The sequence below is a fragment of the Streptomyces sp. NPDC041129 genome (assembly GCF_055592265.1).
In genome coordinates this window covers 826,304-850,085 of the sequence record NZ_JBVIYV010000001.1, presented here as the reverse complement: position 1 = coordinate 850,085, position 23,782 = coordinate 826,304, and the positions used below count along the sequence as shown (strand labels likewise).

Annotated in this window: 18 protein-coding genes; 10 read left to right on the top strand and 8 right to left on the bottom strand. The window is 73.4% G+C overall.

The features are described from left to right. Position 1: 1 nt before the first annotated feature. A complete protein-coding gene (locus tag ACZ6B1_RS03755; RefSeq protein WP_468774645.1) occupies positions 2–2,818 on the top strand; it encodes an NHLP bacteriocin export ABC transporter permease/ATPase subunit in 2,817 nt (938 codons plus the stop codon). Positions 2,819–2,843: 25 nt separating this feature from the next. On the opposite strand, the gene ACZ6B1_RS03750 is transcribed toward ACZ6B1_RS03755, so the two are convergent. Continuing rightward, positions 2,844–3,371: an SRPBCC family protein gene (locus tag ACZ6B1_RS03750; protein ID WP_468774643.1), complete on the bottom strand. Its 528-nt coding sequence runs from the start codon at positions 3,369–3,371 to the stop codon at positions 2,844–2,846. A gap of 156 nt (positions 3,372–3,527) precedes the next feature. Between ACZ6B1_RS03750 and ACZ6B1_RS03745 the strand changes: the two genes are divergently transcribed. The 4 genes from ACZ6B1_RS03745 to ACZ6B1_RS03730 are packed head-to-tail and all read left to right on the top strand — an operon-like array spanning position 3,528 to position 5,603. Next, positions 3,528–3,695 (top strand): hypothetical protein, encoded by a 168-nt coding sequence (locus ACZ6B1_RS03745; RefSeq protein ID WP_468774642.1) that lies wholly within the window; start codon positions 3,528–3,530, stop codon positions 3,693–3,695. Between the two features lie 40 nt (positions 3,696–3,735). Beyond that, positions 3,736–4,749 (top strand): iron-containing redox enzyme family protein, encoded by a 1,014-nt coding sequence (locus ACZ6B1_RS03740; RefSeq protein WP_468774640.1) that lies wholly within the window; start codon positions 3,736–3,738, stop codon positions 4,747–4,749. Positions 4,750–4,771: 22 nt separating this feature from the next. Beyond that, on the top strand, positions 4,772–5,425 hold the full coding sequence (locus tag ACZ6B1_RS03735; protein ID WP_468774638.1) for a HemK2/MTQ2 family protein methyltransferase: 654 nt from the start codon (positions 4,772–4,774) through the stop codon (positions 5,423–5,425). Beyond that, positions 5,406–5,603 carry a CDGSH iron-sulfur domain-containing protein gene (locus ACZ6B1_RS03730; protein WP_468774636.1) on the top strand — a complete coding sequence of 66 codons (198 nt, stop codon included), beginning with the start codon at positions 5,406–5,408 and terminating at the stop codon, positions 5,601–5,603. Before ACZ6B1_RS03735 ends, ACZ6B1_RS03730 begins: the two co-directional genes overlap by 20 nt. Positions 5,604–5,834: 231 nt before the next feature. Here ACZ6B1_RS03730 and ACZ6B1_RS03725 read toward each other — a convergent pair whose 3' ends face one another. Then, positions 5,835–6,266, bottom strand: a complete 432-nt coding sequence (locus ACZ6B1_RS03725; RefSeq protein WP_468774634.1) for a protease inhibitor — start codon at positions 6,264–6,266, stop codon at positions 5,835–5,837. Positions 6,267–6,696: 430 nt separating this feature from the next. On the opposite strand from ACZ6B1_RS03725, the gene ACZ6B1_RS03720 reads away from it, so the two are divergent. Next, positions 6,697–7,866 (top strand): lactate 2-monooxygenase, encoded by a 1,170-nt coding sequence (locus tag ACZ6B1_RS03720; protein ID WP_468774632.1) that lies wholly within the window; start codon positions 6,697–6,699, stop codon positions 7,864–7,866. A gap of 46 nt (positions 7,867–7,912) precedes the next feature. On the opposite strand, the gene ACZ6B1_RS03715 is transcribed toward ACZ6B1_RS03720, so the two are convergent. From ACZ6B1_RS03715 to ACZ6B1_RS03705, 3 genes are all read right to left on the bottom strand, one after another. Beyond that, positions 7,913–9,643 carry an RICIN domain-containing protein gene (locus tag ACZ6B1_RS03715; RefSeq protein ID WP_468774630.1) on the bottom strand — a complete coding sequence of 577 codons (1,731 nt, stop codon included), beginning with the start codon at positions 9,641–9,643 and terminating at the stop codon, positions 7,913–7,915. A 495-nt stretch (positions 9,644–10,138) separates the two neighbouring features. Next, positions 10,139–10,516: a toxin Doc gene (locus ACZ6B1_RS03710; RefSeq protein ID WP_468774628.1), complete on the bottom strand. Its 378-nt coding sequence runs from the start codon at positions 10,514–10,516 to the stop codon at positions 10,139–10,141. A 3-nt stretch (positions 10,517–10,519) separates the two neighbouring features. Continuing rightward, positions 10,520–10,759 carry a hypothetical protein gene (locus tag ACZ6B1_RS03705; protein WP_199213045.1) on the bottom strand — a complete coding sequence of 80 codons (240 nt, stop codon included), beginning with the start codon at positions 10,757–10,759 and terminating at the stop codon, positions 10,520–10,522. A gap of 310 nt (positions 10,760–11,069) precedes the next feature. Between ACZ6B1_RS03705 and ACZ6B1_RS03700 the strand changes: the two genes are divergently transcribed. Further along, positions 11,070–12,689, top strand: coding sequence for a multicopper oxidase family protein (locus tag ACZ6B1_RS03700; RefSeq protein ID WP_468774626.1), 1,620 nt, complete (start codon positions 11,070–11,072; stop codon positions 12,687–12,689). A gap of 22 nt (positions 12,690–12,711) precedes the next feature. On the opposite strand, the gene ACZ6B1_RS03695 is transcribed toward ACZ6B1_RS03700, so the two are convergent. Together ACZ6B1_RS03695 and ACZ6B1_RS03690 are read right to left on the bottom strand one after the other, a co-directional pair. After that, positions 12,712–14,955, bottom strand: a complete 2,244-nt coding sequence (locus ACZ6B1_RS03695; protein WP_468774624.1) for a glycoside hydrolase family 9 protein — start codon at positions 14,953–14,955, stop codon at positions 12,712–12,714. Positions 14,956–15,116: 161 nt separating this feature from the next. Next, a complete protein-coding gene (locus tag ACZ6B1_RS03690; protein WP_468774622.1) occupies positions 15,117–18,206 on the bottom strand; it encodes a glycoside hydrolase family 2 TIM barrel-domain containing protein in 3,090 nt (1,029 codons plus the stop codon). Positions 18,207–18,470: 264 nt separating this feature from the next. Here ACZ6B1_RS03690 and ACZ6B1_RS03685 point away from each other — a divergent pair, with 264 nt between their 5' ends. Then, complete coding sequence (locus ACZ6B1_RS03685) at positions 18,471–20,855, top strand: SpoIIE family protein phosphatase (RefSeq protein ID WP_468774620.1); 2,385 nt, start codon at positions 18,471–18,473, stop codon at positions 20,853–20,855. Here ACZ6B1_RS03685 and ACZ6B1_RS03680 read toward each other — a convergent pair. After that, positions 20,849–21,397, bottom strand: coding sequence for an RNA polymerase sigma factor (locus ACZ6B1_RS03680; RefSeq protein WP_468774618.1), 549 nt, complete (start codon positions 21,395–21,397; stop codon positions 20,849–20,851). The genes ACZ6B1_RS03685 and ACZ6B1_RS03680 overlap by 7 nt on opposite strands. Positions 21,398–21,443: 46 nt before the next feature. Here ACZ6B1_RS03680 and ACZ6B1_RS03675 point away from each other — a divergent pair, with 46 nt between their 5' ends. Both ACZ6B1_RS03675 and ACZ6B1_RS03670 read left to right on the top strand, forming a co-directional pair. Then, positions 21,444–22,832, top strand: a complete 1,389-nt coding sequence (locus ACZ6B1_RS03675; RefSeq protein ID WP_468774616.1) for a serine/threonine-protein kinase — start codon at positions 21,444–21,446, stop codon at positions 22,830–22,832. A gap of 150 nt (positions 22,833–22,982) precedes the next feature. Then, positions 22,983–23,696: a DUF4232 domain-containing protein gene (locus ACZ6B1_RS03670; RefSeq protein ID WP_468774615.1), complete on the top strand. Its 714-nt coding sequence runs from the start codon at positions 22,983–22,985 to the stop codon at positions 23,694–23,696. Positions 23,697–23,782 lie beyond the last annotated feature (86 nt).

Here is a 23,782-nt window from a genome sequence, read left to right as displayed (position 1 = left end):
GATGACGTCCGTGCACGAAGGCGACCTCGTCCTCGGCGCGCTCGGTTCGCTGGGCACGCGGGTCGACTGCGCCGGTTTCAGCCGTGTGGACCTCGAAGGGCCGCAGGTGCTGTGGCTGGTGGCGGCCGGCGCGCTCGACCTGTTCGCGGTGGACGCCGATCAGCAGGGCCACTGGCACCATCTGGGCCGTCTCGAGGCGGGCGCGCTGCTGCTCGGCCCGGTCGCCGGGCCCCAGCACACGCTGGTGGCCCGCCCGGTGCGGGACTGCGTGCTGCACCGCGTCGACCTGCGCGAGCTGTACCAGCCCGCGCACACGCAGACCTGGTCGTACGACGAGTACGGCAACCCGCAGTACGTGCCGCCCACGACCAGCCCGCTGGAGTACGCCCTCGCCCTCGGCGTCGGCCGCGGTCTGTCCGTCCTCTTCCAGGCGCCGATGGCCGAGGACCGGGCCGCCGCGCCCGCCGACGACGACGTGTTCTGGATGCAGGTGCCGCCGGGCAGCGTGCAGTACGGCTCGCTGTACGGCGCCGAGGCCGCCGCCGATCTGCTGATGGATCCCGCGCTGTGGCAGAGCATGGTCGATCAGCAGTACCGGCTGCTGACCGCGCTGGACCGGTGGATCGAGCAGCTCGAGCGCACCCACGAGACGCGCACGGCGGCCGGGATCAAGGCCGGTGAGGCGGTCCGCGCCCAGGCCGACCAGACGCTGCTGGCCTCCATCGGCAGGCGCTCGGCCCGTCCCGCGACGGCCGCCGACGCCGACGCGAGCTACGCGGCCTGCAAGCTGGTGGCCGAGGCGGCCGGCATCGAACTTGCCGCACCCGCGCAGAGCGGCACCGAGAGCGAACGCCTCGACCCGGTCGAGCGGGTGGCGCTCGCCTCCCGGGTGCGTACCCGCGCCGTCCGCCTGCACGGCCGCTGGTGGCGGGAGAACGTCGGCCCGCTGGTCGGGCACCGGGCGCTGTCCGGGGCGCCGGTGGCGCTGCTGTGGCGGCGCGGCGGCTATGTGGCCGTGCATCCGGGCACCGGGCGCGAGACGCCGGTGGAGAAGGCGAACGCCGAGGAGTTCGAGCCGCGCGCGGTCATGTTCTACCGGCCGCTGCCCGAGCGGCGCCTCGGTCCGCTCGGGCTGCTGCGGTTCAGCCTGCACGGCACGCGCGGCGACGTCGGCAACCTGGTGCTCGCGGGTCTGGTGACGGTCGCCATCGGCGCGCTGGTGCCGATCGCCACCGGGAAGGTGCTCGGCGAGTACGTGCCGAAGGCCCAGACGGGTCTGATCGTGCAGGTGTGCCTGGCGGTGATGGTGAGCGGGGTGGTGTCGGCCGCGTTCACACTGCTGGAGAACCTGACCATCCTGCGTATGGAGGGCCGTATCGAGGCGGCGCTGCAGCCGGCCGTCTGGGACCGGCTGCTGCGGCTGCCCACCCGGTTCTTCACCCAGCGCTCCACCGGTGAGCTCGCCAGTGCCGCCATGGGCATCAGCGCGATCCGCCGGCTGCTGGCCGGTACCGGCCCGGTGGTCGCGCAGTCGGTGACGGTCGGCGCGATGAACCTGGGGCTGCTGTTCTGGTACAGCGCGCCCATGGCCATGGCGGCGATCGGCATGCTCGTCGTCATCGCGGCGGTGTTCCTGGGGCTCGGTCTGTGGCAGGTGCGCTGGCAGCGGCGTCTGGTGGTGCTCGGCAACAAACTGAACAACCAGGCCTTCCAGACCCTGCGCGGCCTGCCCAAGCTGCGGGTGGCGGCTGCGGAGAACTACGCGTACGCCGCCTGGGCACGCCAGTTCGCGCGCAGCCGCGAGCTCCAGCAGAAGGTGGGCCGGATCAAGAACCTCACCTCGGTGCTGGGCGCGGTCTACCTGCCGGTGTGCACCCTGCTGATGTTCATGCTGCTGGCGGGTCCGGCGCGGGGCGCCATGTCGGCGGCGGCGTTCCTCACCTTCAGCACCTCGGTGACGATGGTGCTCACCTCGGTCACCCAGCTCACCGGTTCCTTCGTCTCGGCGGTGGCGGCGCTGCCGCTGTTCGAGGAGATCAGGCCGGTGCTGGACGCCACGCCCGAGGTACGCACCGCGAGCACCCGCCCCGGTCCGCTGTCGGGTGCCGTCGAGGCCCGCCGGCTGTCGTTCCGGTACGCCGACGACGGGCCGCTCGTCCTCGACGACGTCTCCTTCGCCGTCCGGCCGGGCGAGTTCGTGGCGATCGTCGGCCCGAGCGGCTGCGGCAAGTCCACGCTGCTGCGGCTGCTCATCGGCTTCGACCGGCCGGTCTCGGGCAGCGTCCTGTACGACGGCCAGGACCTGGCGGCACTGGACCAGTCGGCGGTGCGCCGTCAGTGCGGTGTGGTGCTCCAGCACGCGCAGCCGTTCACCGGTTCCATCCTGGACGTCATCTGCGGCACCGAGCCGTACACGCCGGAGGAGGCGATGGCCGCCGCCGAGCTGGCGGGCCTCGCGGAGGACATCCAGCGGATGCCGATGGGCCTGCACACGATCGTGGCCGGCAACGGCGCGATCTCCGGTGGCCAGCGGCAGCGGCTGATGATCGCCCAGGCGCTGATCCGGCGTCCGCGCATCCTCTTCTTCGACGAGGCGACCAGCGCCCTGGACAACGAGACCCAGCGCACGGTCATCGACAGCACCCGCAAGCTGAACGCCACCCGGATCGTCATCGCGCACCGTCTGTCGACGGTGCTGGACGCGGACCGGGTGATCGTGATGGAGGACGGCCGGGTGATCCAGCAGGGGCCGCCCGCCGAGCTGCTCGCCGACACCGGGGGCAGGCTGCACGAACTGGTGCGCAGGCAGCTGGCGTAGGCCTGGACCGACCCGCGCCGAGCGGTCAGTCCAGGCCCGGCACCGGCGCGCCCGAGGGCACTCCCGCCGCGACGTAGCCGTCGTAGAACTCCCGCCAGGCCGCGCCCGCCCCGGAGTGCGGCCCCCCGGGGTGCTCGCCGTACGCCCTGGCGTCCAGGGCGGTCAGGCACACCTCCCAGCCGGCGCCGTTGCGCGCGGCGGCGTTCCGGGCGGCGAGCACGTCGGTCAGCGTCAGCCGGGTACGCCCGGCGTCCTCCGCTTCCAGGTCGAAGCGGAGTTCGTCGCCGCCCCACTCGAAGGAGAGGTGCCGGGGCGGGTCGGCGGCGAGCACCGTGCCGGTGGACTCCGGCATGTTCGGGTCGCCGCTGAACCGGATGGCCCCGCCGGGGCGCAGGTCCATCTCGGCGCGCGAGGGAAACCAGCCGGCGAGTTCGCCGGGGTCGGTCACCAGCCGCCAGACCCGGTCCGCGGGCAGGTCGTAGGTGCGGCCGAACCGGACGGCGGGGCGGCCGTCGTCCAGGGTCAGGAAGGTGCCGGTGAGGTCTACGGGCATGGCGATGCGGTCCTCCACGGTACGGGCCCCCCTCGGCGCGTCGAGGCTACCCGCCCGCCTGGACCCGTGTCCGTACATCGTGCCCGCGGCGACGCTTGAGACGGCGCCCGCGGGTAACCCGTGGTGGATCAAGACGAGGCGACGGGAGGAGACGCCATGAGCGGCGAGAACGACCACGAGGAGCGGCCCGAGACGGCGCTGGAGGAAGTGCTCCGCGAGGTGGAGGAGGCCGAGAAGCACGGCGAGGACAAGAAGAGCCGGGGTGAGGCGGGGGACGCCGTCACCCCGAACACCGGAGCGCAGGAGCGTTCCGAGGGGGACTGAAATCCCTGGTGCTTTCGCGTCGCCCGGGTACCCGGATGCCATGGACCACCACCTGCGAGGACCCGAGCTGCCCGCGCCGCGCGGGCCCCTCTCCGCCGCCGTCACCGCCTGTCTGCGCGGCACCGGCCCGCTGCCCGGTGCCTCCGGCGCCGAGGCGGCCGACCCCTACGGCGACGATCTCCAGCTCGCCCTGTACCTGTGTTACGAGCTGCACTACCGGGGCTTCGCCGGGGTCCGCCCGGAGCTCGAGTGGGATCCCGGGCTGCTGGCGCTGCGGGGCGCGCTGGAGGATCGGTTCCTGACCGCGCTGCGCGCCGACACGCCGGTGCACGACAGTCTCGACGAGGCCCTGGCCGCCCTCCTCGTCGAGCCCGCGGAGGGCACGGGGGTCACGCATTTCCTGTGCGACGAGGGCGAACTGTGGCACCTGCGCGAGTACGCGGCGCAGCGTTCCCTCTACCACCTGAAGGAGGCCGACCCGCACGCCTGGGTGCTGCCCCGGCTGTGGGGCCGGGCCAAGGCGGCGATGGCGGCGGTGGAGTTCGACGAGTTCGGCGGCGGCCGGGCCGAGCGGGTGCACGCCCGGCTGTTCGCGGACCTGATGACGGACCTGGGCCTGGACACCGCGTACGGCCGCCACCTGGACGCGGCCTGCGCCGAGATGCTCGCCGTCGTCAACCTGATGTCGCTGTTCGGGCTGCACCGCCGGCTGCGCGGGGCGCTGGTGGGCCACTTCGCGGACGTGGAGATCACCTCCTCGCCCGGTTCCCGCCGGCTCGCCCGGGCGATGCGCCGTACCGGGGCCGGGCCGGCCGCCGAGTTCTTCTACGACGAGCACGTCGAGGCGGACGCGGTGCACGAGCAGGTCGTCCGCCACGACGTGATCGGCGGGCTGCTGGCGGAGGAACCCGAGCTGGCGGGCGACATCGCCTTCGGCGTCGACGCCACGGAGTTCCTCGAGGAGCGGCTGGCGCGGCGGCTGCTCGGCGAGTGGCGTGCGGGACGGTCGTCGCTCCGCATTCCTTTTGCCCGGGAAGTGGCCCATACATCCTGATGGCGGGGGTACCCAGTGCATCGTGACATCATGGGTACTTCCGGGCGTGTACGCCCCTCAGGACGACACGGCCTTGCTGGCCGAAGCGCTGGACGAAGAGGCGCCCGCGCCGGGCGCGCGGGTGCTGGACGTGGGCACCGGAAGCGGTGCGCTGGCCCTGGCGGCCGCCCGGCACGGCGCCGAGGTGACCGCGGTGGACGTGTCCCGGCGGGCGGTGTGGACGGCGCGGCTGAACGCGTGGCTGACCCGGCTGCCGGTGCGGATCCGGCGCGGCAACCTCTTCGGCCCGGTCGCGGGCGGCGCGTACGACCTCATCCTGGCCAACCCGCCGTACGTGCCGGCGCCCGGCACCGGGCGCGAGCCGCACGGCCGGTCACGGGCCTGGGACGCGGGCCATGACGGGCGACTGCTGCTGGACCGGATCTGCCGGGACGCGCCCGGACTGCTGCGGCCCGGCGGGGTGCTGCTGCTGGTCCACTCGGCGCTGAGCGGCCCCGAGCGGACCCTGGAACTGCTGCGCGCGGCGGACCTGAAGGCCGCCGTCGTCCGGCGCCGCTGGATCGACTTCGGTCCGGTGCTGCGCTCCCGGGAGGACTGGCTGCGCCGGAGCGGTCTGCTCACGGCCGCCGACGACAAGGAGGAGCTGGTGGTGATCCGTGCCGAACGAGCCTGCTGAACGCCCCCGGCGGATCCGGATGCAGCGGCGCGGGCCGCTCCTGGTGGAGGGCCCGGTGGAGATCGAACTGGAGGACGGCACCACGGTCTCCTCCGACCGCTTCCGGGTGGCCCTGTGCACCTGCCGGCGCAGTCGCCGCTACCCCTGGTGCGACACGAGTCACCGGCGCAAGGCCTGACGTCCAATCTTCAGTTGAAACCGGTTGTTTTTCGATACCGGTCGTTTTTCGCCGCTCCCCGGAGAGGCCCCCCACGGGCCTGTTCCGGGGAGCGGCTGTGTGCCCGGGAATCCGGCGGGCGGCCCCACTCCGCCCGTCGGTCCCGGTGCGAGATCGCGGGTCCCCGCTCCAGGGGCCGCACTCCCCAGTTGCGAGCCTGATCCGGCGTCGCGAGGACCGCACGATCCCGGTCTAGAACGCGAAGACGCTGCTGCTCATGGCGTCCTTCACGCAGGAGTTGCCGAAGCTGCGCTCGTACGAGACGCGCTTGCCCTGCCAGACACCCTGGACCGTGACCACGACGGGGTCGTAGAGCTTGGTGCACCGCACGTCGTCGCGGCTCTTCAGGGCCGAGAGGTCGCCACCGACGCCGCGCAGTTCGGCGCAGGCGTCGATCGCCGCGGGGTGGGTGCCGGAGGCCGTCGGGGCACAGTTCAGGGTGACGGCGCGCTCGGGGGTGGCCGCGGCCGCGGTCTCGCCGTGGCCGGTGGTCAGCACCAGCGCCGAGGGGGCGTAGAGCGACGACGGGGCGGCGCCCGGTGCAGCGAGGGCGGCCCCGGTCAGGGGTCCGCATACGGCGGCCGTGAGGCCGAGGATCGCTGCCCAGCGCGCGGTGTTCCGCATTGTGTGCATCCTTCCGCTCGAATAGACGGGTGTGCCCTCCGGCCCGGTCGGCGCCGGAGCGGCGAGCGCCACTCTGCCGAGTCCGCCGGCGAAACACACATCGCACCCACAGCTTTCGGTAACATTGCGTGTTGAAACAGTGGCGTGAAGTCACGGAAACTGACCGCATCGACCGCACAACTGAGCGGTTCTTGATCGTGGCGACCGGCCGAATGGCCGAAAAACACCCACTCGTTAATCGGCCTGAAACATAACGCCCCGGCCCCACGGCGAGCCCTTCACGACCCCTTCACGACTTCTCTCGTTCATGGAGCGTCCAGGTGCGTGCGTGAGCCCATCGCGGCCGAGGCGTTCCCGGTGGAGCCGTCCTGGCCTACCCGCGAGTATCGTCGGCACGCGCTGACGTGGCGGCGAGTGGTGGGAGGGACGGATGGCCAAGCACTGGGCGGACTTCCAGTACGAGATCTACCTGAACGGGATGACGGGTGCCGTGCCCCGGCTGCCCACCGATCTGACCCGGCTGGAGGAGCTTGCCGAACACCGGCTCGGGCCCGGCCCGGTGGGCTACGTGGCGGGCAGCGCGGGTGACGGCGGCACCGCCCGCGCCAACCGGGCGGCCCTGGCCAGGCGCCGGATCGTGCCGCGCATGCTGCGCGACGTCCAGGAGCGGGACCTGACGGCCGAGGTGCTGGGCCGCAGCCTGCCGGCGCCGCTGGCCCTCGCCCCGGTCGGTGTGCTGTCGATCATGCATCCGGACGCCGAGTCGGCCGCCGCCCGGGCCGCCGCCGCGCAGGGCGTGCCGTTCGTCCTGTCCTCGGCGTCCAGTACGCCGCTCGAGCGGGTGGCGGAGGCCATGGGGGACGCCGAGCGGTGGTTCCAGCTCTACTGGGGCAAGGACCGTGAGGTGACGCGCAGTTTCCTGGGCCGCGCGAGGGCCGCCGGGTTCTCGGTGCTCGTCGTCACCCTGGACACCCCCCTGCTGGCCTGGCGCCCGCGCGATCTGGACCAGGCGTACCTGCCGTTCCTGCACGGGGTGGGCACCGCCAACTACTTCACCGACCCGGCCTTCCGGGCGGGCCTCGCCAAGCCCGTCCACGAGGACCCGAACGCCGCGGTGCTGCACTTCCTCGGCCTGTTCGGGGACGCGAGCCACACCTGGCCCGACCTCGGTTTCCTGCGCGAGCACTGGGACGGGCCGATCGTCCTCAAGGGCGTCCTGCACCCGGACGACGCCCGGCTCGCCGCGGACGCGGGGATGGACGGGGTGGTGGTCTCCAACCACGGCGGCCGGCAGGTGGCCGGTTCGGTCGCGGCGGCCGACGCGCTGCCCGGGATCGCGGACGCGGTGGGCGACCGGCTGAGCGTGCTGTTCGACAGCGGGGTGCGCACCGGCGACGACGTGTTCAAGGCGCTCGCCCTGGGCGCGCGGGCCGTGCTGCTCGGCCGGCCGTACGTCTACGGCCTCGGTCTGGACGGGCAGGCGGGCGTCGAGCACGTCATCCGCTGCGTCCTGGCCGAACTGGACCTCACCCTCGCCCTGTCCGGCCATGCCACGCCCGCGACGGTCACGCCGGACGACCTCGTCGAGGCGGCCGGCTGACCGGCCCGGCCCGGCCCGCCGGCCGCGGCGGGCCGGGCCGGGTCCGCTACGTACCCGTCCCCGGCGGCGGGGCCGGCCGGGCCGGAGCCTGCCGTGCGAGCCCCGTCGTCCGCCCGCCGGACGGCGCCGCGCCGGACCCCGGGGGTCCTTCGCCGCCGGCGACCGAAAGGGATCCCGGGCTCGCGGACGGCGCGTCGGTACGCCAGCGCTGGGCGGCGGAGTCGTCGCGGACCTTGACGACGACATCGGCGCCCGCCCGGTCACCGGCCGGGGCGAGTGCGAGGGTCCGGTCCCAGCGGGGCGGCAACTCGCCCCGCGCGGTGAGGTCGTAGCGCACGTCGTCGCCCCGCCGCTCCCCCGCGCCGGCGCAACGGCCGAGGATGACGACGCCCGCGTCGGCGTGCGAGTCCAGGCACAGACGCGGGTCGGCCGCGCTGCGCAGCAGCCCGTCGGCCTCGTACGTCCACCGCTGTGCCGGCGCCGCCGAGCAGGCGGCGAGCACCACGCTCGCGCCCGCCCGGACCTCGCCCCTGACGTCCAGGCACAGGCCGGTGGCGGCGTTGCGCAGCCGGGCGGGCCGGCCTGCCGTGGGCAGGCCCGCCGTGCCGGGTGAGGTGGCGGGCCCGGTCGGGGGCCGGACGCCGGTGCCGGGGGCCGCGTCGGAGGCGACCGGGTCGGTGTGGTCGCCGCCGTCGGGCCAGGCGCTGAGCGCGACGACGGTCGCGAGCAGCACGGCCGAGGCGACCCCGACCCCCACGAGCAGGGTCCTGGCCGGCCATCCGGCCGCGGGCGTCAGGACCGCGCCGAACGGCCCGGCTGCCCTGCCGCGTCTGCGGCGCCCGCCGGACGCCCGGGCGGACACCCCGCCCAGCGGCCCGCGCTGTCCGCCGCCGCGTCTCCGCCCGCCTGGGCCCGGGGAGGCGCCGCGGGCCCGGGCGGGGCCGGACCGGCCGGGGCGCGACTCCAGGTACCGCCGGGCGCCCCAGCCGAGCACCGCTTCGGCCAGCAGTACGCCGAGGCCGCCCTCGATGCGGCCCAGTTGCTCGGCGGCGTGCCGGCAGTACGGGCAGCCGGCGAGGTGCTGCTGGACGTCCGGCAGCAGGGCGCCGCCCCGGCGGATGGGCACGTCCAGAAGGCGGTTGTAGTGACGGCAGTCGGGGCTCGGCGCGAGTTCCCGGTGGGCCCTGACGCAGCCTTCCCGGAATTTCTCGCGAGCCTGTTCGAGCGCCACCGCCGCACCGTCGGTGTCCAGGCCGAGCAGGGCGGCGGGGATGTTTATCGGTTCGGCCTCGACCTCGATGTGCCACAGCAACGTCTGTTCGAGTCGCGGAAGGCTCTGGAAAGAACGTTCGGACAGGACCCGGTTTTCCGGTATCAGGGTTTTCGCGGTCCGCATACCGCGGCCCCCGGCGGGTTTTCGCAAGGCCGGCAGCACGGCGGCGATCCGGTCCTCCCCGGACCAGTTCAGGACCGTGTCCCGGACGGCCACCAGCAGGCGGGGCCGGACGGCCTCGGCGGGCTCGCCGAGCGCGAGCCGGGCGAGGGTCCGGTGGAAGGCGGCGCCGGTGACCATGTGGGCGAGCGGGCCCGACGTGGCCAGACAGACGACGGCGTAGTCGTGTGCGGCCCGCCAGTGGCGGGCCATCAGCAGCGCGGTGGACCGGGAGACCTCCGCGTCGGAGCCGGCTCGCAGCGGGGCCGCGAGGAACTCGTCGGACTCTCCGGGGTCTCCGCCCGGCGGCGGATAGGGCGGACGAGGGGGGTGGGGGGTGGGCACTGAGCGGAATCCTTTGATGGGTGTGGTGCGTCGATTGCCGATCGCCGGATACGCGCGCGGGGAGCGGGAATTCACCGGTGCCGGACCGGCCCGGTTCCAACTGCCTTGACAATGCAGGCGGTTACCCCCCGCACCGTGTTTCAACCCTTGCACAACCTCCACACACGGAACAAGGCATTCGTGCGACATCAGCGGCCTTTGGCACGAAGCCGGACGGGTGCGGCCGGGACGGTTCCGCCCCGCCCCTTTCCCTATATCCGCGCGCCCCGTGTGAACGCCGTGCACGCACCGGCCGGCCACGCACGCTCCCGGCGTGCGCGGCCGGGTAGTGGACTGGGTCCGGCCCCCTCGGAAGGCCGCGCGGCGGAGCGGCAGCTCCCCGCCGCGAAAGCGGCCGCCGGCCCCGTTCAACTGCCCTCGGCCGGCGGCCCCGCTCCGTGAGGGCATCCCCGGCCGGCGGCCCCGGCGGCTTCCCCCCGCCGGCCGGGGCCCGCCTCAGATCTGCCAGGAACGCAGCCGGTCGGCGGCGCCGCACACGTCCGTCTTGCCGGAGATCAGGTCGCGGGCGAGGTCGACGAGGGCACCGTAGGGCGCGTCGATGCCCGCGCCGCTGACGAACATGTAGGCCACCGCCGTCGCGCAGGCGAAGCGGGCGTTGGCCGAGGGCAGCGGCTTGAGCACGGCGAGGGTGTGCAGCAGGGCGGCGGCCCGCCAGGCGGGGTCGGAGTCCACACCGAGCCGGGGCGGGTCGACACGGTGCCGGGCGACGGCGGCGACCAGCGCGGAGAAGTCGTCGACCGTGGGCTGGTCCGGCAGGACCTCCTCGTGCCGCTGGAGCAGCCACGGGACGTCTATGTGGATGACGGGTGGCATCGCTCAGGCGGCCTCGCCCTTGGCCGGGGGTTCGTCGTCGGGGAACGCGGCCGCGAACTCCTCGGCGTGAGCGGTGAAGAAGCTCCGGAACGCCTCCGCGCCCTCCTGCAGCGCGCGGTGGCGGGCGATGTCGGCGGCGGCGGCCTCGCGCACCAGCGCCTTCATCGACGTACCGCGCTCCTTGGCGATCTGACGCAGGTCCTCCAGTTCACGGTCCGTGAACTCCACGTTGAGAGCTGGCATGCACCAACGGTACCGCTCGGGTACTCACCCGTAAATATCAGCAGGTCGGAGCCACTTCGTCCCGGTACCTGCCGAACTCCGGGACCATGCCCGTTCTCCGCCGGTGACGCGACGCCCACGCACACGGTCCACACCCCCAAGCAGTCCGATGGCACCACTCTCGCGCCGCCGTCCACGGCGGGGCAACACGGCGCGCCCGCCGTCCGCGCGCGGGAACGGGCCGGGGCACTCGCGGCCGAGGCGCCGACTCCATCGGACGCGCCGCCCGGGATCCCGCATATATCAGATCAAAACGTGTCTTATTTCATTCATGCACACACCTTCGCGGCGTACCCTGCTCCAAGCCCCGTTCGCTGCCGCCGGCGCGGGACTGCTGGCTGCCTGCACCGAATCCGGCTCCCACCCCCGTTCCGGCCCCGCGGCCGCGGCCGGCGTCCAGGGGGACTTCGTTCCGCCCGGGCCGAAGGGATATGTCGAGCCTTCGGGTCCCGAGGTGCGTGCCGCCGAGCGCAGACGCGGCTCCGGCCCGGTGCGCATGCTCAGGTTCACCGCCGCCGAGAACACCCTGGACCTGGGCGGGCTGCATGTGCGCACCTGGGCGTACCACGAGCAGCTGCCCGGCCCGCTGGTACGCGTCACCGCAGGTGACGTCCTCAGCCTCACCCTCGCCAACCGGCTGCCGGACACCACCACCCTCCACTCGCACGGCGTGCGCATGCGCTGCGACATGGATGGCGTCCCGGGCCTCACCCAGAACGCCATCGCGCCCGGGACCGACTTCACCTACCGCTTCACCGTCTCCCATCCGGGCACGTTCCTGCTCCACTCCCACGTCGGCATGCAGCCCGACCGCGGCCTGTACGCCCCCTTCATCGTGGACGACCCCAAGGAGCCCCTCGCCTACGACAAGGAGTGGGTCATCGTCCTGGACGACTGGCTCGACGGCGTCCAGGGCTCCACCCCCGACCAGGTGCTCCGACAGCTCATGCCCAAGGGCATGAAGATGGAGGGCATGGCCATGGGCCCCGAGCCGACCCGTTCCGGCGGGACGGCGGCCCCGCACGCCGCGCACTCCCATGCGGCCGGCGGGCCCAACCGGGTGCTGCACCACGCGCACAGCCGCATGCTGCACGGGGACGCCGGCAGCGTCGACTACCCCCTCTACCTCGTCAACGGCCGAACCGCCGGCCACCCCTCGGTGTTCCGGTGCCGGCCCGGCGAGCGCGTCCGGCTGCGCATCATCAACGCCGGTTCCGAGACCGCCTTCCGCGTTGCGCTGGACGGGCACCCGATGACCGTCACGCACACCGACGGCTACCCGGTGCGGCACACCGAGACCGACGCCCTCCTCGTCGGCATGGCCGAGCGTTACGACGTCCTGGTCACCGCCAAGGACGGCGTCTTCCCGTTCGTCGCCCTGGCCGAGGGCAAGAGGGGCCAGGCCCTCGCCGTCCTGCGCACCGACAAGGGCCGGAACGTTCCCCCGGCCGACGTGCACCCGGACGGGCTCGACCGGAGGGTGGTCCCGGCCCGGCGTCTGCGGCCGGACGACTCCGTGGCCCTGAACGACCGCGATCCGGACCGCGAGATGCGCATCAGGATCACCGGCACGATGGAGAAGTACGACTGGGGCTTCGACCACCGGCCGTACTCCGTCCGTCAGCGCCATCCGGTGCGCGCCGGTGAACGGGTGCGGCTCACCCTCATCAACGCCACCGACATGTGGCACCCCATGCACCTGCACGGCCACACGTTCGCCGTCGCCGGCCTCGACGGCGCGGGGGCGCGCAAGGACACGGCCATCGTGCTGCCGCACCGCAAGCTCGTCGTCGACTTCGACGCGGACAACCCCGGGCTGTGGATGCTGCACTGCCACAACCAGTACCACTCGGAGAGCGGCATGATGACCGTCCTCGGCTACCACACCTGACCCGGGGCCCTGCTCCGCGTCCCTATCCCTGGTCCGCCACGAACGAGGCCATCCAGGCCAGCGCCGCGTTCCAGTTGACGGCCGTCTCGTTGGTGGACCAGGACTGGATGTCGTCGATGTAGCAGAACTGACCCGTGCAGCCCTTCAGTCTGTCCTGCGCGTAGGGGTCCTGGATGCCGGAGTTGGGTCCGCCGGCGAGGGTGCCGTCCGGCGGGTCCGGGAGCTTCGGATCGAGTTCCCGCGCGTACCAGCGGCTGTGCTGGTGGTGGGAGGCGACCTCGCCGTAGCCGGTGACGTAGGAGATGTTCAGCGCGTTGCGGCCGAGGAGGTAGTCCATGCTCTCCAGCGCGCCGTCCCGGTACTTCCCCGCGCCGGTCAGGTCGTAGGCCGTGGCGACGACGTGCGCGTTGTTCAGCACCTGGGCGTTGGAGCCCCAGTCGTAGACGTTGCCGTCCGGGGCGTACGGCAGGCCGTAGGGCTGGGACGCGGCGGTCGCCAGATAGGTGTCGGCGGCGTTGATCACCGACCGGCGCACCCGGTCCCGGCCGGGCAGCCGGTTCGGCACGGTGGCCAGGTCGAGCCGGCCGGCCGCGGCCGTGCGGCCCCAGTCGAAGCCGAGCGGGCCGAAGATGCCGGCGGTGTGGACCGGCGACTTCAGCACATGGTCCGCGAACTCCTGCTCGCCGGTGGTGAGATACAGCTCCGCGGCCGCCCAGTAGAACTCGTCGGACGCGTCGTCGTCGGGGTAGGCGCCGCCGCCGGTGCCGTCGTTCGGGTCCGGGTAGGTCCGCGGGTGCGCGAGGGCGGCGCGCCAGGCCGTGCGCGCGGCCGTAAGGGCCCGTGCCGCGAACTGCCGGTCGTAGGGCCGGTAGAGCCGGGCCGCCTGCGCGGCCGTCGCCGCCAGGTTCAGGGTGGCCTGGGTGGTCGGGGCGTGCAGTTCCCGCTTCTGCGGGTCGTCGCTCGGCAGCAGCGGCAGTCCGGTCCACTCGGAGTCGTGCACCTTGCCGTGGGCCATGCCGGCGAGTGGCTTCCCGTCCGGCACCTGCATCCTCAGCAGGAACTCCAGCTCCCAGCGGGCCTCGTCGAGCACGTCGGGCACCTTGTTGCCGCTCTCGGGCAGGTCGAGGCTGCCGTCGCCCAGCCGGGCCGGCTCACCGGTGCGCGCCGTCAGGGAACGCTCGTAGGTGCTGAGCAGCTCCCAGGTGGAGATACCGCCGTTGACGACGTACTTGCCGTGGTCGCCGGCGTCGTACCAGCCGCCGGTGACGTCCAGCGTGTAGTCGCACAGCCCCGGACGGCACGGGACGTCCTTGTCACCCTGGTTGGGCGCGGTGCCGAGGTGGCCCGCGGGCCTGCCGTAGCCCGGGCGGAGATCGTCGCGGATCGCGATGCCGCTGCGCTGGGTGTAGTAGTACTTCAGCGAGTCGAGGCGCAGTCGTTCGTAGGCGCTCGCGCCGATGGCGAAGGGCCGGCTCGTCTCGTCGTCGGCGACCAGCGTGAAGCCCTCGCCGTGCCCCCGGAAGGCGCCGAAGTCGATCGAGTGGACGTTCTGCCCGGAGGAGGCGTCGGTGCCGCGCGGCGTGGTACGGCCGTGGGCGACCGTCCTGCCGCCGGCGTCCTTCAGCCGCCAGGGCAGGGCGGTGGTGGCGTCGGTGACGAGGGTGGCGTTCTTCGGCCCGGTGGGCAGGTAGGCGACCTGGTTGACGCGGACCCGGGGCCCGGTGTCGGGCCGGTACACCTCCGGCGGGACCCCGCCGAGCAGCGACACGTCGTCCAGGCAGAGCCGCCAGGGGTCGGTGGCGCCGCCGGCCTGGAACGCGACCTGCGCCTGGCCGGTGTCCACGGGTGAGGTGAAGGTGTAGGAGTACCTGTCGCCGGAGGCGCCGAGCTGCGGGCTGACCTCGTACCAGGTGTCGTACGGCGCCGTCTGCAGTCCCACGAGCGCCCGCACCACATGCCCTTCGGGCACCCCGGACGCCTTGAAGGAGAAGCGGTACGACTCCCCCTTCACCAGCGTGATGTCGTTCTGCCCGACGGCGGCGTCCCAGCGGTTGGCGGTGCCGCCCGGGACATCGGCGCACAGCCGCCCGTCGGACAGGGCCCCGCTCGTGTTGTTCGTCGTCCACCACGGCTCGGCGGTGGTGTCGAAGCCGCCGTTCCTGATCTGTTCGCTCTCACCTGCACCGGCGGGGGCGGCCGGTAACGCGGTGAGCAGGGCCGCCAGCAGGGCGGTGAGGGACAGTGTCACGGTTCTCGGTCGTTTCACGTCTGGGCTCCTCGGGAGGAGAGGTGCGGGGCGCGCCCCCTCTCCATGGGAGCGCTCCCAGATGCGGTCGACGACTATGCTTGTTCCAGACATGACACCGCGTCAACGGTCCCGACGGGGAAGCCGTCTCACGGCTCCCCGTCAGGACCGCCCCGGGCCTCTCAGGCGTCGAGCCTGCTGATGCGCACCGCTCCCCCGTCCTCACCGGGATACGCGCTGGTGAGCCGGATACGCAGCCGGGATCCGCGCACCGTGTCGAAGGTGATCACCGTCGGAGCGTCCGAGGCGGTGGCCCAGTCCGTCCTCGCCCCGGTCACCGGCACGTACTCCCGACCGTCCCACACCTCCACCGCCGCCTCCGCGGGCCGGGCGTGCGTGCCGTCGACCGTGAAGGAGACCGCGACCCGGTCGAGGTTCCGGAGACGGCCGAAGTCGACCGACACCCAGTCCGCGGCGCGGGCCCCGCTGAACGCGGGCAGCAGCGCCGTGGCCGACTTGGCGAAGGCGTTGGACCAGCCGGTGGCCGGGTCCCCGTCCAGCATCGCGGCGGGCGGGGTGTCCGGGCGTCCGGAGTAACTGGCGTCCGCGTGCGGGAGGCCGACGGGCTCCGGACGCCCGGGCGCGAAGGCGGTGACGGGTGTGGTGGCCGCCGAGCGCGCGGGTGTGGTGCGCACCCTCACCGTGCCCTCGCGCAGGCCGGCCACCCGCGCCGTCACCTCGAGCGTGCCCGGCGCGCCGCCGGACCGGACGATGGCGAGGGCCTTGCCGTGGAAGGCGGTGCGGGTGCTCGACTGGTAGCGCTCGGCGCTCTCCTCGCGGCCGTTGTCGACACCGGCCAGGGAGCCCCCGGTGACGGAGAAGGCGATGAGGTGGCCGGCGTCGGGCACCACCACGCCGTGCGCGTCCACGATCTCCGCGGTCACGAAGACCAGCGAACGGCCGTCGGCGGCGAGGGACTTCCGGTCGGCGGTCAGGCGCACCGTGTGCGGGTCACCTGCGGTGCACAGCACATCCGTGGCGACGATCCTGCCGTCCCGGCGGGCCACCGCCTTCAGCTCACCCGGCCGGAAGGGCACCCGCCAGCTCAGATGCAGCTTGCCCGCGCTGCCGTTGGGGCTGGTGTAACTGCCGGGGTAGGGGCCGCCGGTGAAGGTCTTGTCGTCACCGGTGGCCTCCGTGGTCTCCAGGTAGGCGCGGCCGTCGGTGGTCCGCTTGACGTCGAACTCCCGGGTCCCGAGGGACTTCCCGTCGAGGAAGAGCTCCACGGAGGGCACGTTCGCGTACGCCCAGACCTCGACCGTCTCGCCCTCCTCGTGGTTCCAGCTCATCGGCAGCAGATGGACCATCGGCTCGTCCGTCCACTGACTGCGGAAGAGGTGGTACATGTCCTTCGGGAAGCCGGCCGTGTCCACCGCGCCGAAGAAGGACGCCTTCACCGGAAAGACGTCGTACGGCGTCGGCTCGCCGATGTAGTCGATGCCGGACCACAGGAACTGCCCCGTGAACCACTTCCGGTCCCGGTCCTTCTTGTGGCCGTACTCGCCGCTCATCGTCCAGGAGGCGAGGTTGTTGTCGTAGGAGGAGACCTCGCGCCTGCCCGGGGTGTGGTTCTCCCCGGTGTTGAGGTGTTCCGGCTCCTGGTACGTGCCCCGGGTCGAGGTCTCCGAGGACGACTCGGACTCGAAGAGGAACAGGTGCGGGTAGGCGGCGTGCAGCGCGTCCACCGACTGGGCGGTGTTGTAGTTCAGGCCCAGTCCGTCGAGCTTGGCGAGCATGAGGTCGGCCGCCGAGCCCCTGGCCGGCACCCGGCGGTACTTGTCCGAACCGATGACGAGCGGGCGGGTGTCGTCGGCCGCCCTGATGGCGCCGATGATCCGGTCCGCCATGGCGAGTCCGGCGGTGGACGTGGAGTCGGGGATCTCGTTGCCGATGGACCACAGCACGACGGCGGGCGAGTTGCGGGCGGCGAGCACCATCTCGGTGGCGTCCCGCTCGCACCACTCGTCGAAGAACCGTCCGTAGTCGTACTTGGTCTTGCCGGTGCGCCAGCAGTCGAAGGCCTCCACCATCATCACGATGCCCAGCTCCTCGCAGACCTGGATCATCTGCGGCGAGGGCGGGTTGTGCGAGGTGCGGAAGGCGTTGACACCCATCGACTTCATGATGGTCATCTGCCGGCGCACCGCGTCGAGGCTGATCGCGGCGCCGAGGGCGCCCTGGTCGTGGTGGAGGTCCACGCCCTTGATCTTGGTGGGGACACCGTTGAGGGAGAAGCCCTCGTCGGGGTCGAAGCGGTAGGTGCGGATACCGAAGGAGGTGCGGTGGGTGTCGGTGGTGCGGCCGTCGGCGCGGAGTTCGGTGTGCAGGGTGTAGCGGTTCTGCGGGGTGCCGAGGTCCCACAACAGAGGCTTGGGGACGGTCAGTTCATGGATCTCGGTGGCCTCGCCGGAGACGGCCGCCGTGCTCGACGCATGCGCGACCGTGCGGCCGTCGGGGCCGGTGACGCGGGACAGCACCTGGACGTCCGCGCCGGTGCCGGACTCGTTCACCACCGTCGTCGCCACCCGGACCAGCGCCCGCCCCCCGGTGACCTCCGGGGTGGTGACACGGGTGCCCCAGCGGGCCACGTGCAGGGGGTCCGTGACCACGAGGCGGGCCTCGCGGTAGATGCCGCTGCCGGAGTACCAGCGGCTGCTGGGGAGTTGGTTGCGCACCTTCACCGCGAGGACGTTCCCGGTCCTGCCGTCGGTGTGCACGAGGCCGGTGAGGTCGACGGCGAAGCCGGTGTAGCCGTAGGGATGCCGGCCCGCCTCGGTGCCGTTGCAGTAGACGTACGAGTCCATGTAGACGCCGTCGAACTCCACCGAAATGCGCTTGCCGGCGTAGGCGGGCGGCAGGGTGAAGGCCAGCCGGTACCAGCCGAGGCCGCCCGGGAGGAAGCCGGTGCCGCTGGTGGTGCCGTGCTCCGTCGTGGGTGTCTGCTCGATGCTCCAGTCGTGCGGTACGGCGACCTGGCGCCAGTCGGAGTCGTCGTAGCCGGGCTCCGCCGCGCCGGCGTGGGCCCCGCTGCCCTCGGCCCCGCCGTCCAGGTCGGCCAGCGCGAAGCGCCAGCCGTCCCGGAGCGGGACGGTGTGGCGTCCTCCCGCCGCGCCGGATGCGTCGGCGGCCAGTGCCGCGGGGGCGCCCAGGAGCGCTCCGGCCGCGGGCGCCGCCGTGGCCGCGACGAGTACCGATCTGCGCGTGACCGTCATCGCTCTCCCTCATTGAGGCCCAGAAGTACTCACAACTGATCGCGTTCAAACAGATTCTGACGGCGCCGCGCACGCCGCCGTCAAGGGCCCGGAACCGCGCATTCGGCCCCGGCGGCACCTCGGCCGAAAATCCCCCTTGACCCTGTTCGACGGATCGACCAGGCCGCCGGAGGGCACGGTCCCCGCGGAAGGTGCGCCACGCACTACGCTGGAACGCGCGTGGTACCACCTGTTCACTGTGAGTGTGCGCTGGGAGCGGCGACGATGAGCCGGGTCTATCCGTTCGACGATGCGGCCACGGCCCGGGCCGTCATCGACGACGACGGAACACTGGTCGAGTGGAACGAGGGCGCGCGGCGCCTGCTCGGCCACCCGCCGGAGTCCGTCGTGGGCCGCCCCGCGGCCCGCCTGCTGGCCGGGGAGGGCCTCACCGAGGTGCCCTTGGGAGCGCGCTGGAACGGGACGGTGGAGCTGCGCCACCGGGACGGCCGTGCCGTTCCCGTGTGGTTGCTCGCCCACCGCCGGCCGCCCGGTTCCGGCCACAGCGCCGGCTGGCTGGTGGTCTCCCCGCTGACCGGCGACCAGCCGCACGCCCTGGACGACGACACGCTGGCCGGGGCGAGCCTCATCCAGTCACCCTGCGCCGTCGCGCTCTATGACGACCAGCTCCGCCTGCGGCGCATCAATCAGGCCATGGCCGAGTTCATCGGGCTGCCCGAGGAGCGCGTCAGGGGCCTGCGGATCTCGGAGCTCGGCGGGCAGGGGCCGACGGAGGACCTGGAACGGGGCATGCTCCAGGTGCTGTCCAGCGGCCTGCCGCTGGACATGGAGAACACGGGCAACGTCGGCGGCGACAACCGGATCACGGCCTGGCTCACCCGGATGGCCCCGATCTCCGACGCCCGGGGCAGGGTGCTCGGCGTGTGCCTGGCCGCGCACGACGTCACCGACAACCACCGGGCCCGCCAGCGGCTGCAACTGGTCAACGAGGCGAGCGCGCGGATCGGCACCACGCTGGACATCACGCGTACGGCCCAGGAACTGGCGGACGTGTGCGTCCCCGTGCTCGCCGACTTCGTCACCATCGATCTGCTGGACCCGCAGGAGCACGACGGCGAGCCCCCCGCGCGCGTCACGGCGCCCCTGCGGCTGCGCCGCACCGCCCATCAGTCGGTACTCGACGGCGTGCCGGAGGCCGTGGTCCGGCCGGGGCGGGCGGAGCTGTACCCGGACTTCTCCCCGCAGGCCGACGCGTTGACCGCGGGCCGCACGATCATCGCCTCCGTGGCCGCCGGGAACATGGCCAAGTGGCACAGCTGGCACACCGGGCGCGACCAGGTCGTGAGGAGGTTCGGCATCCATTCGACGATGTCGGTGCCGATCCGGGCGCGCGGACTGACCCTCGGGGTCGCCGTACTCACCCGGCACCGGCGGCCGGACTCCTTCACCGCCGACGACGCGCTGCTGGCCGAGGAGATCACCACCCGGGCCGCCGTCTGCATCGACAACGCGCGCCGCTACTCCCGTGAGCGCGAGACCGCGCTCGCCCTGCAGCGCAGCCTGCTGCCCCGCACGATGCCCCGCACCGCCGCCCTGCAGGCCCGCTCGCGGTATCTGCCGGCGGCCCGGGCCGGTGTGGGCGGCGACTGGTTCGACGTCATCCCGCTGTCCGGGATGCGGGTCGCGATGGTCGTCGGGGACGTGGTCGGGCACGGCATCCAGGCCTCGGCCACCATGGGCCGGCTGCGCACCGCCGTCGGCACCCTCGCCGACCTCGACCTGGCCCCCGACGAGCTGCTCACCCACCTCGACGACCTGGTGATCCGGCTGTCGGAGCAGTACAGCGGCGACGACAGCCCCGGCGAGGTGGGCGCCACCTGCCTGTACGCCGTGTACGACCCGGTGTCCAGGCGCTGCACGCTGGCCCGCGCGGGGCACCCGCAGCCGCTGGTGCTGCGGCCGGGCGGCGAGCCGCACGAACTGGAGCTGCCCTCCGGTCCCCCGCTCGGGCTGGGCGGGCTGCCGTTCGAGTCCGCGGAGGTGGAGCTGCCCGAGGGCACCGTGCTCGCCCTGTACACGGACGGTCTGGTGAAGTCCCGCAGGCGGGACCTGGACGTCGGCAGGCGACTGCTCGGCGAGGCGCTGAACGCGTACGCGGGCTCCCTGGACCAGACCTGCGACCTGGTCCTGCAGAAGCTGCTGCCGCCGGGCGAGGCCACCGACGACGTGGCCCTGCTGCTGGCCCGCACCCGTGGGCTGCCCGCCTCCCAGGTGTCGACCTGGGACATCCCCGCCGACCCGGCGCTGGTCGCGCCGATCCGCAAGCAGGTGCTCGACCAGCTCGACCGGTGGTCGCTGAGCGAGGTCGCGTTCACCGCGGAGCTGGTGGTGAGCGAACTGGTCACCAACGCCATCCGCTACGGCTCACGGCCGATCCGGCTGCGGCTGATCCACGACGCGACCACGCTGATCGTCGAGGTGTCCGACACCAGCCACACGGCGCCGCACCTCAGGCGCGCCAAGACCTTCGACGAGGGGGGCCGCGGGCTGCTGCTGGTCGCCCAGCTCACCCAGCGGTGGGGCAGCAGGCACACCCCGGAGGGCAAGACCATCTGGGCCGAACTGGCGCTGACCGAGGCGGCTCAGTAGACCCGCAGCCAGGGCCGTACCTGTTTGCGGGCCTCGTGCAGGCGGGACTTGAACGTGCCGAGCGGGATGCCGGCGCGCTCGGCGGCCTCGGCGTAGTCGAGCTGGCAGATGTCCCGGTACACCAGGGGCGCGACCAGGTGCGGGTGCTCGCGCTCCAGCCGGTCAAGGGCCTCCAGCAGGTCGACCCGCGAGCCCGCGATGACGCTGGTGGTGCGCGGGTCGACGTGTTCGGCGGGCTCGATCACGGCGGGCCGCTCGGCCGCCCGCCGCTTCAGCTCCCGGTACTTCTGCCGGCAGCAGTTGGCGACGACGGTGTACAGCCAGGTGCTGAAGCGGCTGCGGCCCTCGAAGCCGGAGATGTGCCGGGCCACCTGGAGCAGCACGTCCTGCGCCGCCTCCTCGGCGTCCTCCCGGCAGGGCAGGAACCGTCCGCAGCGGCGCACCACCTCGGGCCGCAGCCCGGTCAGCAGCCGGTCCAGCGCCGCCCCGTCGCCGGCGGCGGCGCTCCGGGCAAGGTCTTCGGCCGTCGCCTCGTCCGGCACGTCGGGGCCCCCTGGAAGTCGATCTCAGGGCAGGCATGATAGCCGTATGCACTCATTGGAGCGGATCGGCCGCTACCGCCTCCAACGGCGCCTGGGCACCGGCGCCTTCGCCACCGTGTGGCTCGCCCACGACGACGAGCTCGACGCCCCGGTGGCGGTGAAGGTCCTCGCCGAGAACTGGGCGCACCGGCTCGACGTCCGGGAGCGCTTCCTGTCCGAGGCGCGGCTGCTGCGCCGGGCCGGCTCCAGCCGGGTGGTGCAGGTCTACGACATCGGTGAACTCCCGGACGGCAGACCGTACTTCGTGATGGAGTACGCCGCCGGCGGCACCCTCGCCGATCTGCTGACGGCCGGTCCGCTGCCGGTGCCGCGGGCGCTCGCGCTGAGCGCGCTGGCCGCGCGCGGCGCCGCCGCGCTGCACGAGGCCGGCATCGTGCACCGCGACATCAAGCCGACCAACGTGCTGCTGCACACCGCCCCGGACGGCGAACGGCGCGTGCTGCTCGCCGACCTGGGGCTGGCCAAGAGCCTGGCGCAGGCCTCGGTGCTCACCCTGGCGGCCGGCTCCGCGGGCTACCAGCCGCCGGAGCAGGCGGAGCCGGGCGCGGGCATCGACGCCCGCGCCGATGTCTACAGCCTGGGCGCGGTCGGCTACGAGCTGGTCACCGGCACCGTCCCGGGGCCGCCGGGGAAGGTCGTACCGCCCGGGCGGCTGCGGCCCGACCTCGGCGCGGACGCCGAGCGGGCCCTGCTGCGCGCCTTGGAGCCGGACCGGGAGCGGCGCTGGCCGGGCGCGCAGGCGTTCGCGGACGAACTGGACCGGCTCGCGGCGCCCGCCGGCGGCCGGGCGGGTGGGCGGCTCGGCTCCGTCCGGCGACGGCTCGGCACCGGGACCCTGGTCCTGACCGCGGTGGCCGCCGCCGTGGCGGCCGCCGTCGCGGTGACGCTGGTGCTGCAGCGTCCCGGCTCCGGCGGCCGGACCGAGGTGCGGGACGCCACCGGCCGGGTGTCGGTCGAGGTGCCGGCGGCCTGGGCCCGTGAGCTGCGCGACTCCGGCTGGGATCCGCACGCCCTCGGCCTCCCGGCGGGGCACCAGCCGGGCCTGGTGGTCGCCGGCGACCTCTCCCGCTGGTCCGACTTGAGGGCGGGGGTCGACGGCGTCTTCGTCGGTCTCAGCCAACACGGCGACGTCACCGCCCGGGTGACCGCCCTCACCCACACGGGCTGTCAGTACGCGGGCTCCCGGAGCTTCACGAGCGCCGGCTGGCACGGCCGTGTCCGGTCCTGGAGCGGCTGCCCGGACGGCGGCTCGGTCACGGAGTCGGCCCTGGCACCGGCGGAGGGCTCCGCGGGGCCGCAGGTGTACGTCCAGGTCCGCCGCCGGGGTGACGGCGGCGGGACCGATGACGTACTCCGCTCACTGCGGGTCACCTGAACACGTTCCGCGGCGGGCGGTGCGGGGAAGGGATTTCCGGGCGAGGCGAACTTTTCCGGCGCCCCGTGCATCGGAGTGTGGTGACGGCGCACCCGGCGCCGGAGGCACGCGCCCGTCGCGTGCCGTGAAAATCCAGGAGTGTTGAGCGACATGGCCTACTCATCCCGGTCCCCGCGGCGCGGGGCCCTGCTCGCGGGGGCGGTCGCCGTACTGAGCCTGCTGACCGCCTGCGGCAGCCAGGACGGCAGCTCCACGCCCAGGAAGGAGCCGGGCACGGCGGGTCCGGCCACCGAGGCCGGCGACAGCCCGGCCTCCGCCGTCTCCTCCCCCGCCTCCTCCACCCCCGGTGGCGCGGCCTCGTCCTCCGCCCCGAAGACGGGCACGGCATCCGGCGGCACCAGCAGCGGCACCGGCACCGACAGCGGCGGAAAGACCGCCGCCACCAGTACCCGGTGCCACACCTCCGAGCTGCGGGCCGCCGTCGGCCGCAACAACCCGGGCGCCGGACAGGAGAACTTCCCCCTCGTGCTCACCAACAAGTCCGGCCGGACCTGCACCCTGCGCGGCTATCCGGGCGCGGCCTTCGTGAACGCCTCCGGCAGCCAGCTCGGCCCCGATCCCAAGCGTTCCTCCGGCTCCCCGGCGACCGTCACGCTCAAGCCCGGGCAGAGCGCCTGGGCCGGCCTGACCTTCTCCAACCCGGAGATCAGCGAGGCGAAGACGGCCAGGCCGTCCGGGCTGCTGATCACCCCGCCGGACGAGCGGGACCACCTGAGGGTGGCGTGGACGGCCGGGGAGGTGCCGGTCGGCGGCAACTCCTCCTCCGTGTTCCTGACCGTGTTCAGCCCCGGCACCGGCGCCTGACCGGCTCCACCGCCGTGACCGGCCCCGCCGTCCGTCCCGGACGGCGGGGTTCGTCGTGCGGCCCGGGATCGGTACCCGGGCGCGGC

What these genes read in the sequence shown, in the direction of transcription:
- ACZ6B1_RS03705 (WP_199213045.1), bottom strand. Translation starts at nt 10,759, where the DNA reads ATGCCAGCTCTCAACGTGGAGTTCACGGACCGTGAACTGGAGGACCTG.
- ACZ6B1_RS03670 (WP_468774615.1), top strand. Translation starts at nt 22,983, where the DNA reads ATGGCCTACTCATCCCGGTCCCCGCGGCGCGGGGCCCTGCTCGCGGGG.
- ACZ6B1_RS03690 (WP_468774622.1), bottom strand. Translation starts at nt 18,206, where the DNA reads ATGACGGTCACGCGCAGATCGGTACTCGTCGCGGCCACGGCGGCGCCC.
- ACZ6B1_RS03755 (WP_468774645.1), top strand. Translation starts at nt 2, where the DNA reads ATGACGTCCGTGCACGAAGGCGACCTCGTCCTCGGCGCGCTCGGTTCG.
- ACZ6B1_RS03740 (WP_468774640.1), top strand. Translation starts at nt 3,736, where the DNA reads ATGGACCACCACCTGCGAGGACCCGAGCTGCCCGCGCCGCGCGGGCCC.
- ACZ6B1_RS03725 (WP_468774634.1), bottom strand. Translation starts at nt 6,266, where the DNA reads ATGCGGAACACCGCGCGCTGGGCAGCGATCCTCGGCCTCACGGCCGCC.
- ACZ6B1_RS03745 (WP_468774642.1), top strand. Translation starts at nt 3,528, where the DNA reads ATGAGCGGCGAGAACGACCACGAGGAGCGGCCCGAGACGGCGCTGGAG.
- ACZ6B1_RS03750 (WP_468774643.1), bottom strand. Translation starts at nt 3,371, where the DNA reads ATGCCCGTAGACCTCACCGGCACCTTCCTGACCCTGGACGACGGCCGC.
- ACZ6B1_RS03710 (WP_468774628.1), bottom strand. Translation starts at nt 10,516, where the DNA reads ATGCCACCCGTCATCCACATAGACGTCCCGTGGCTGCTCCAGCGGCAC.
- ACZ6B1_RS03720 (WP_468774632.1), top strand. Translation starts at nt 6,697, where the DNA reads ATGGCCAAGCACTGGGCGGACTTCCAGTACGAGATCTACCTGAACGGG.
- ACZ6B1_RS03685 (WP_468774620.1), top strand. Translation starts at nt 18,471, where the DNA reads ATGAGCCGGGTCTATCCGTTCGACGATGCGGCCACGGCCCGGGCCGTC.
- ACZ6B1_RS03675 (WP_468774616.1), top strand. Translation starts at nt 21,444, where the DNA reads ATGCACTCATTGGAGCGGATCGGCCGCTACCGCCTCCAACGGCGCCTG.
- ACZ6B1_RS03700 (WP_468774626.1), top strand. Translation starts at nt 11,070, where the DNA reads ATGCACACACCTTCGCGGCGTACCCTGCTCCAAGCCCCGTTCGCTGCC.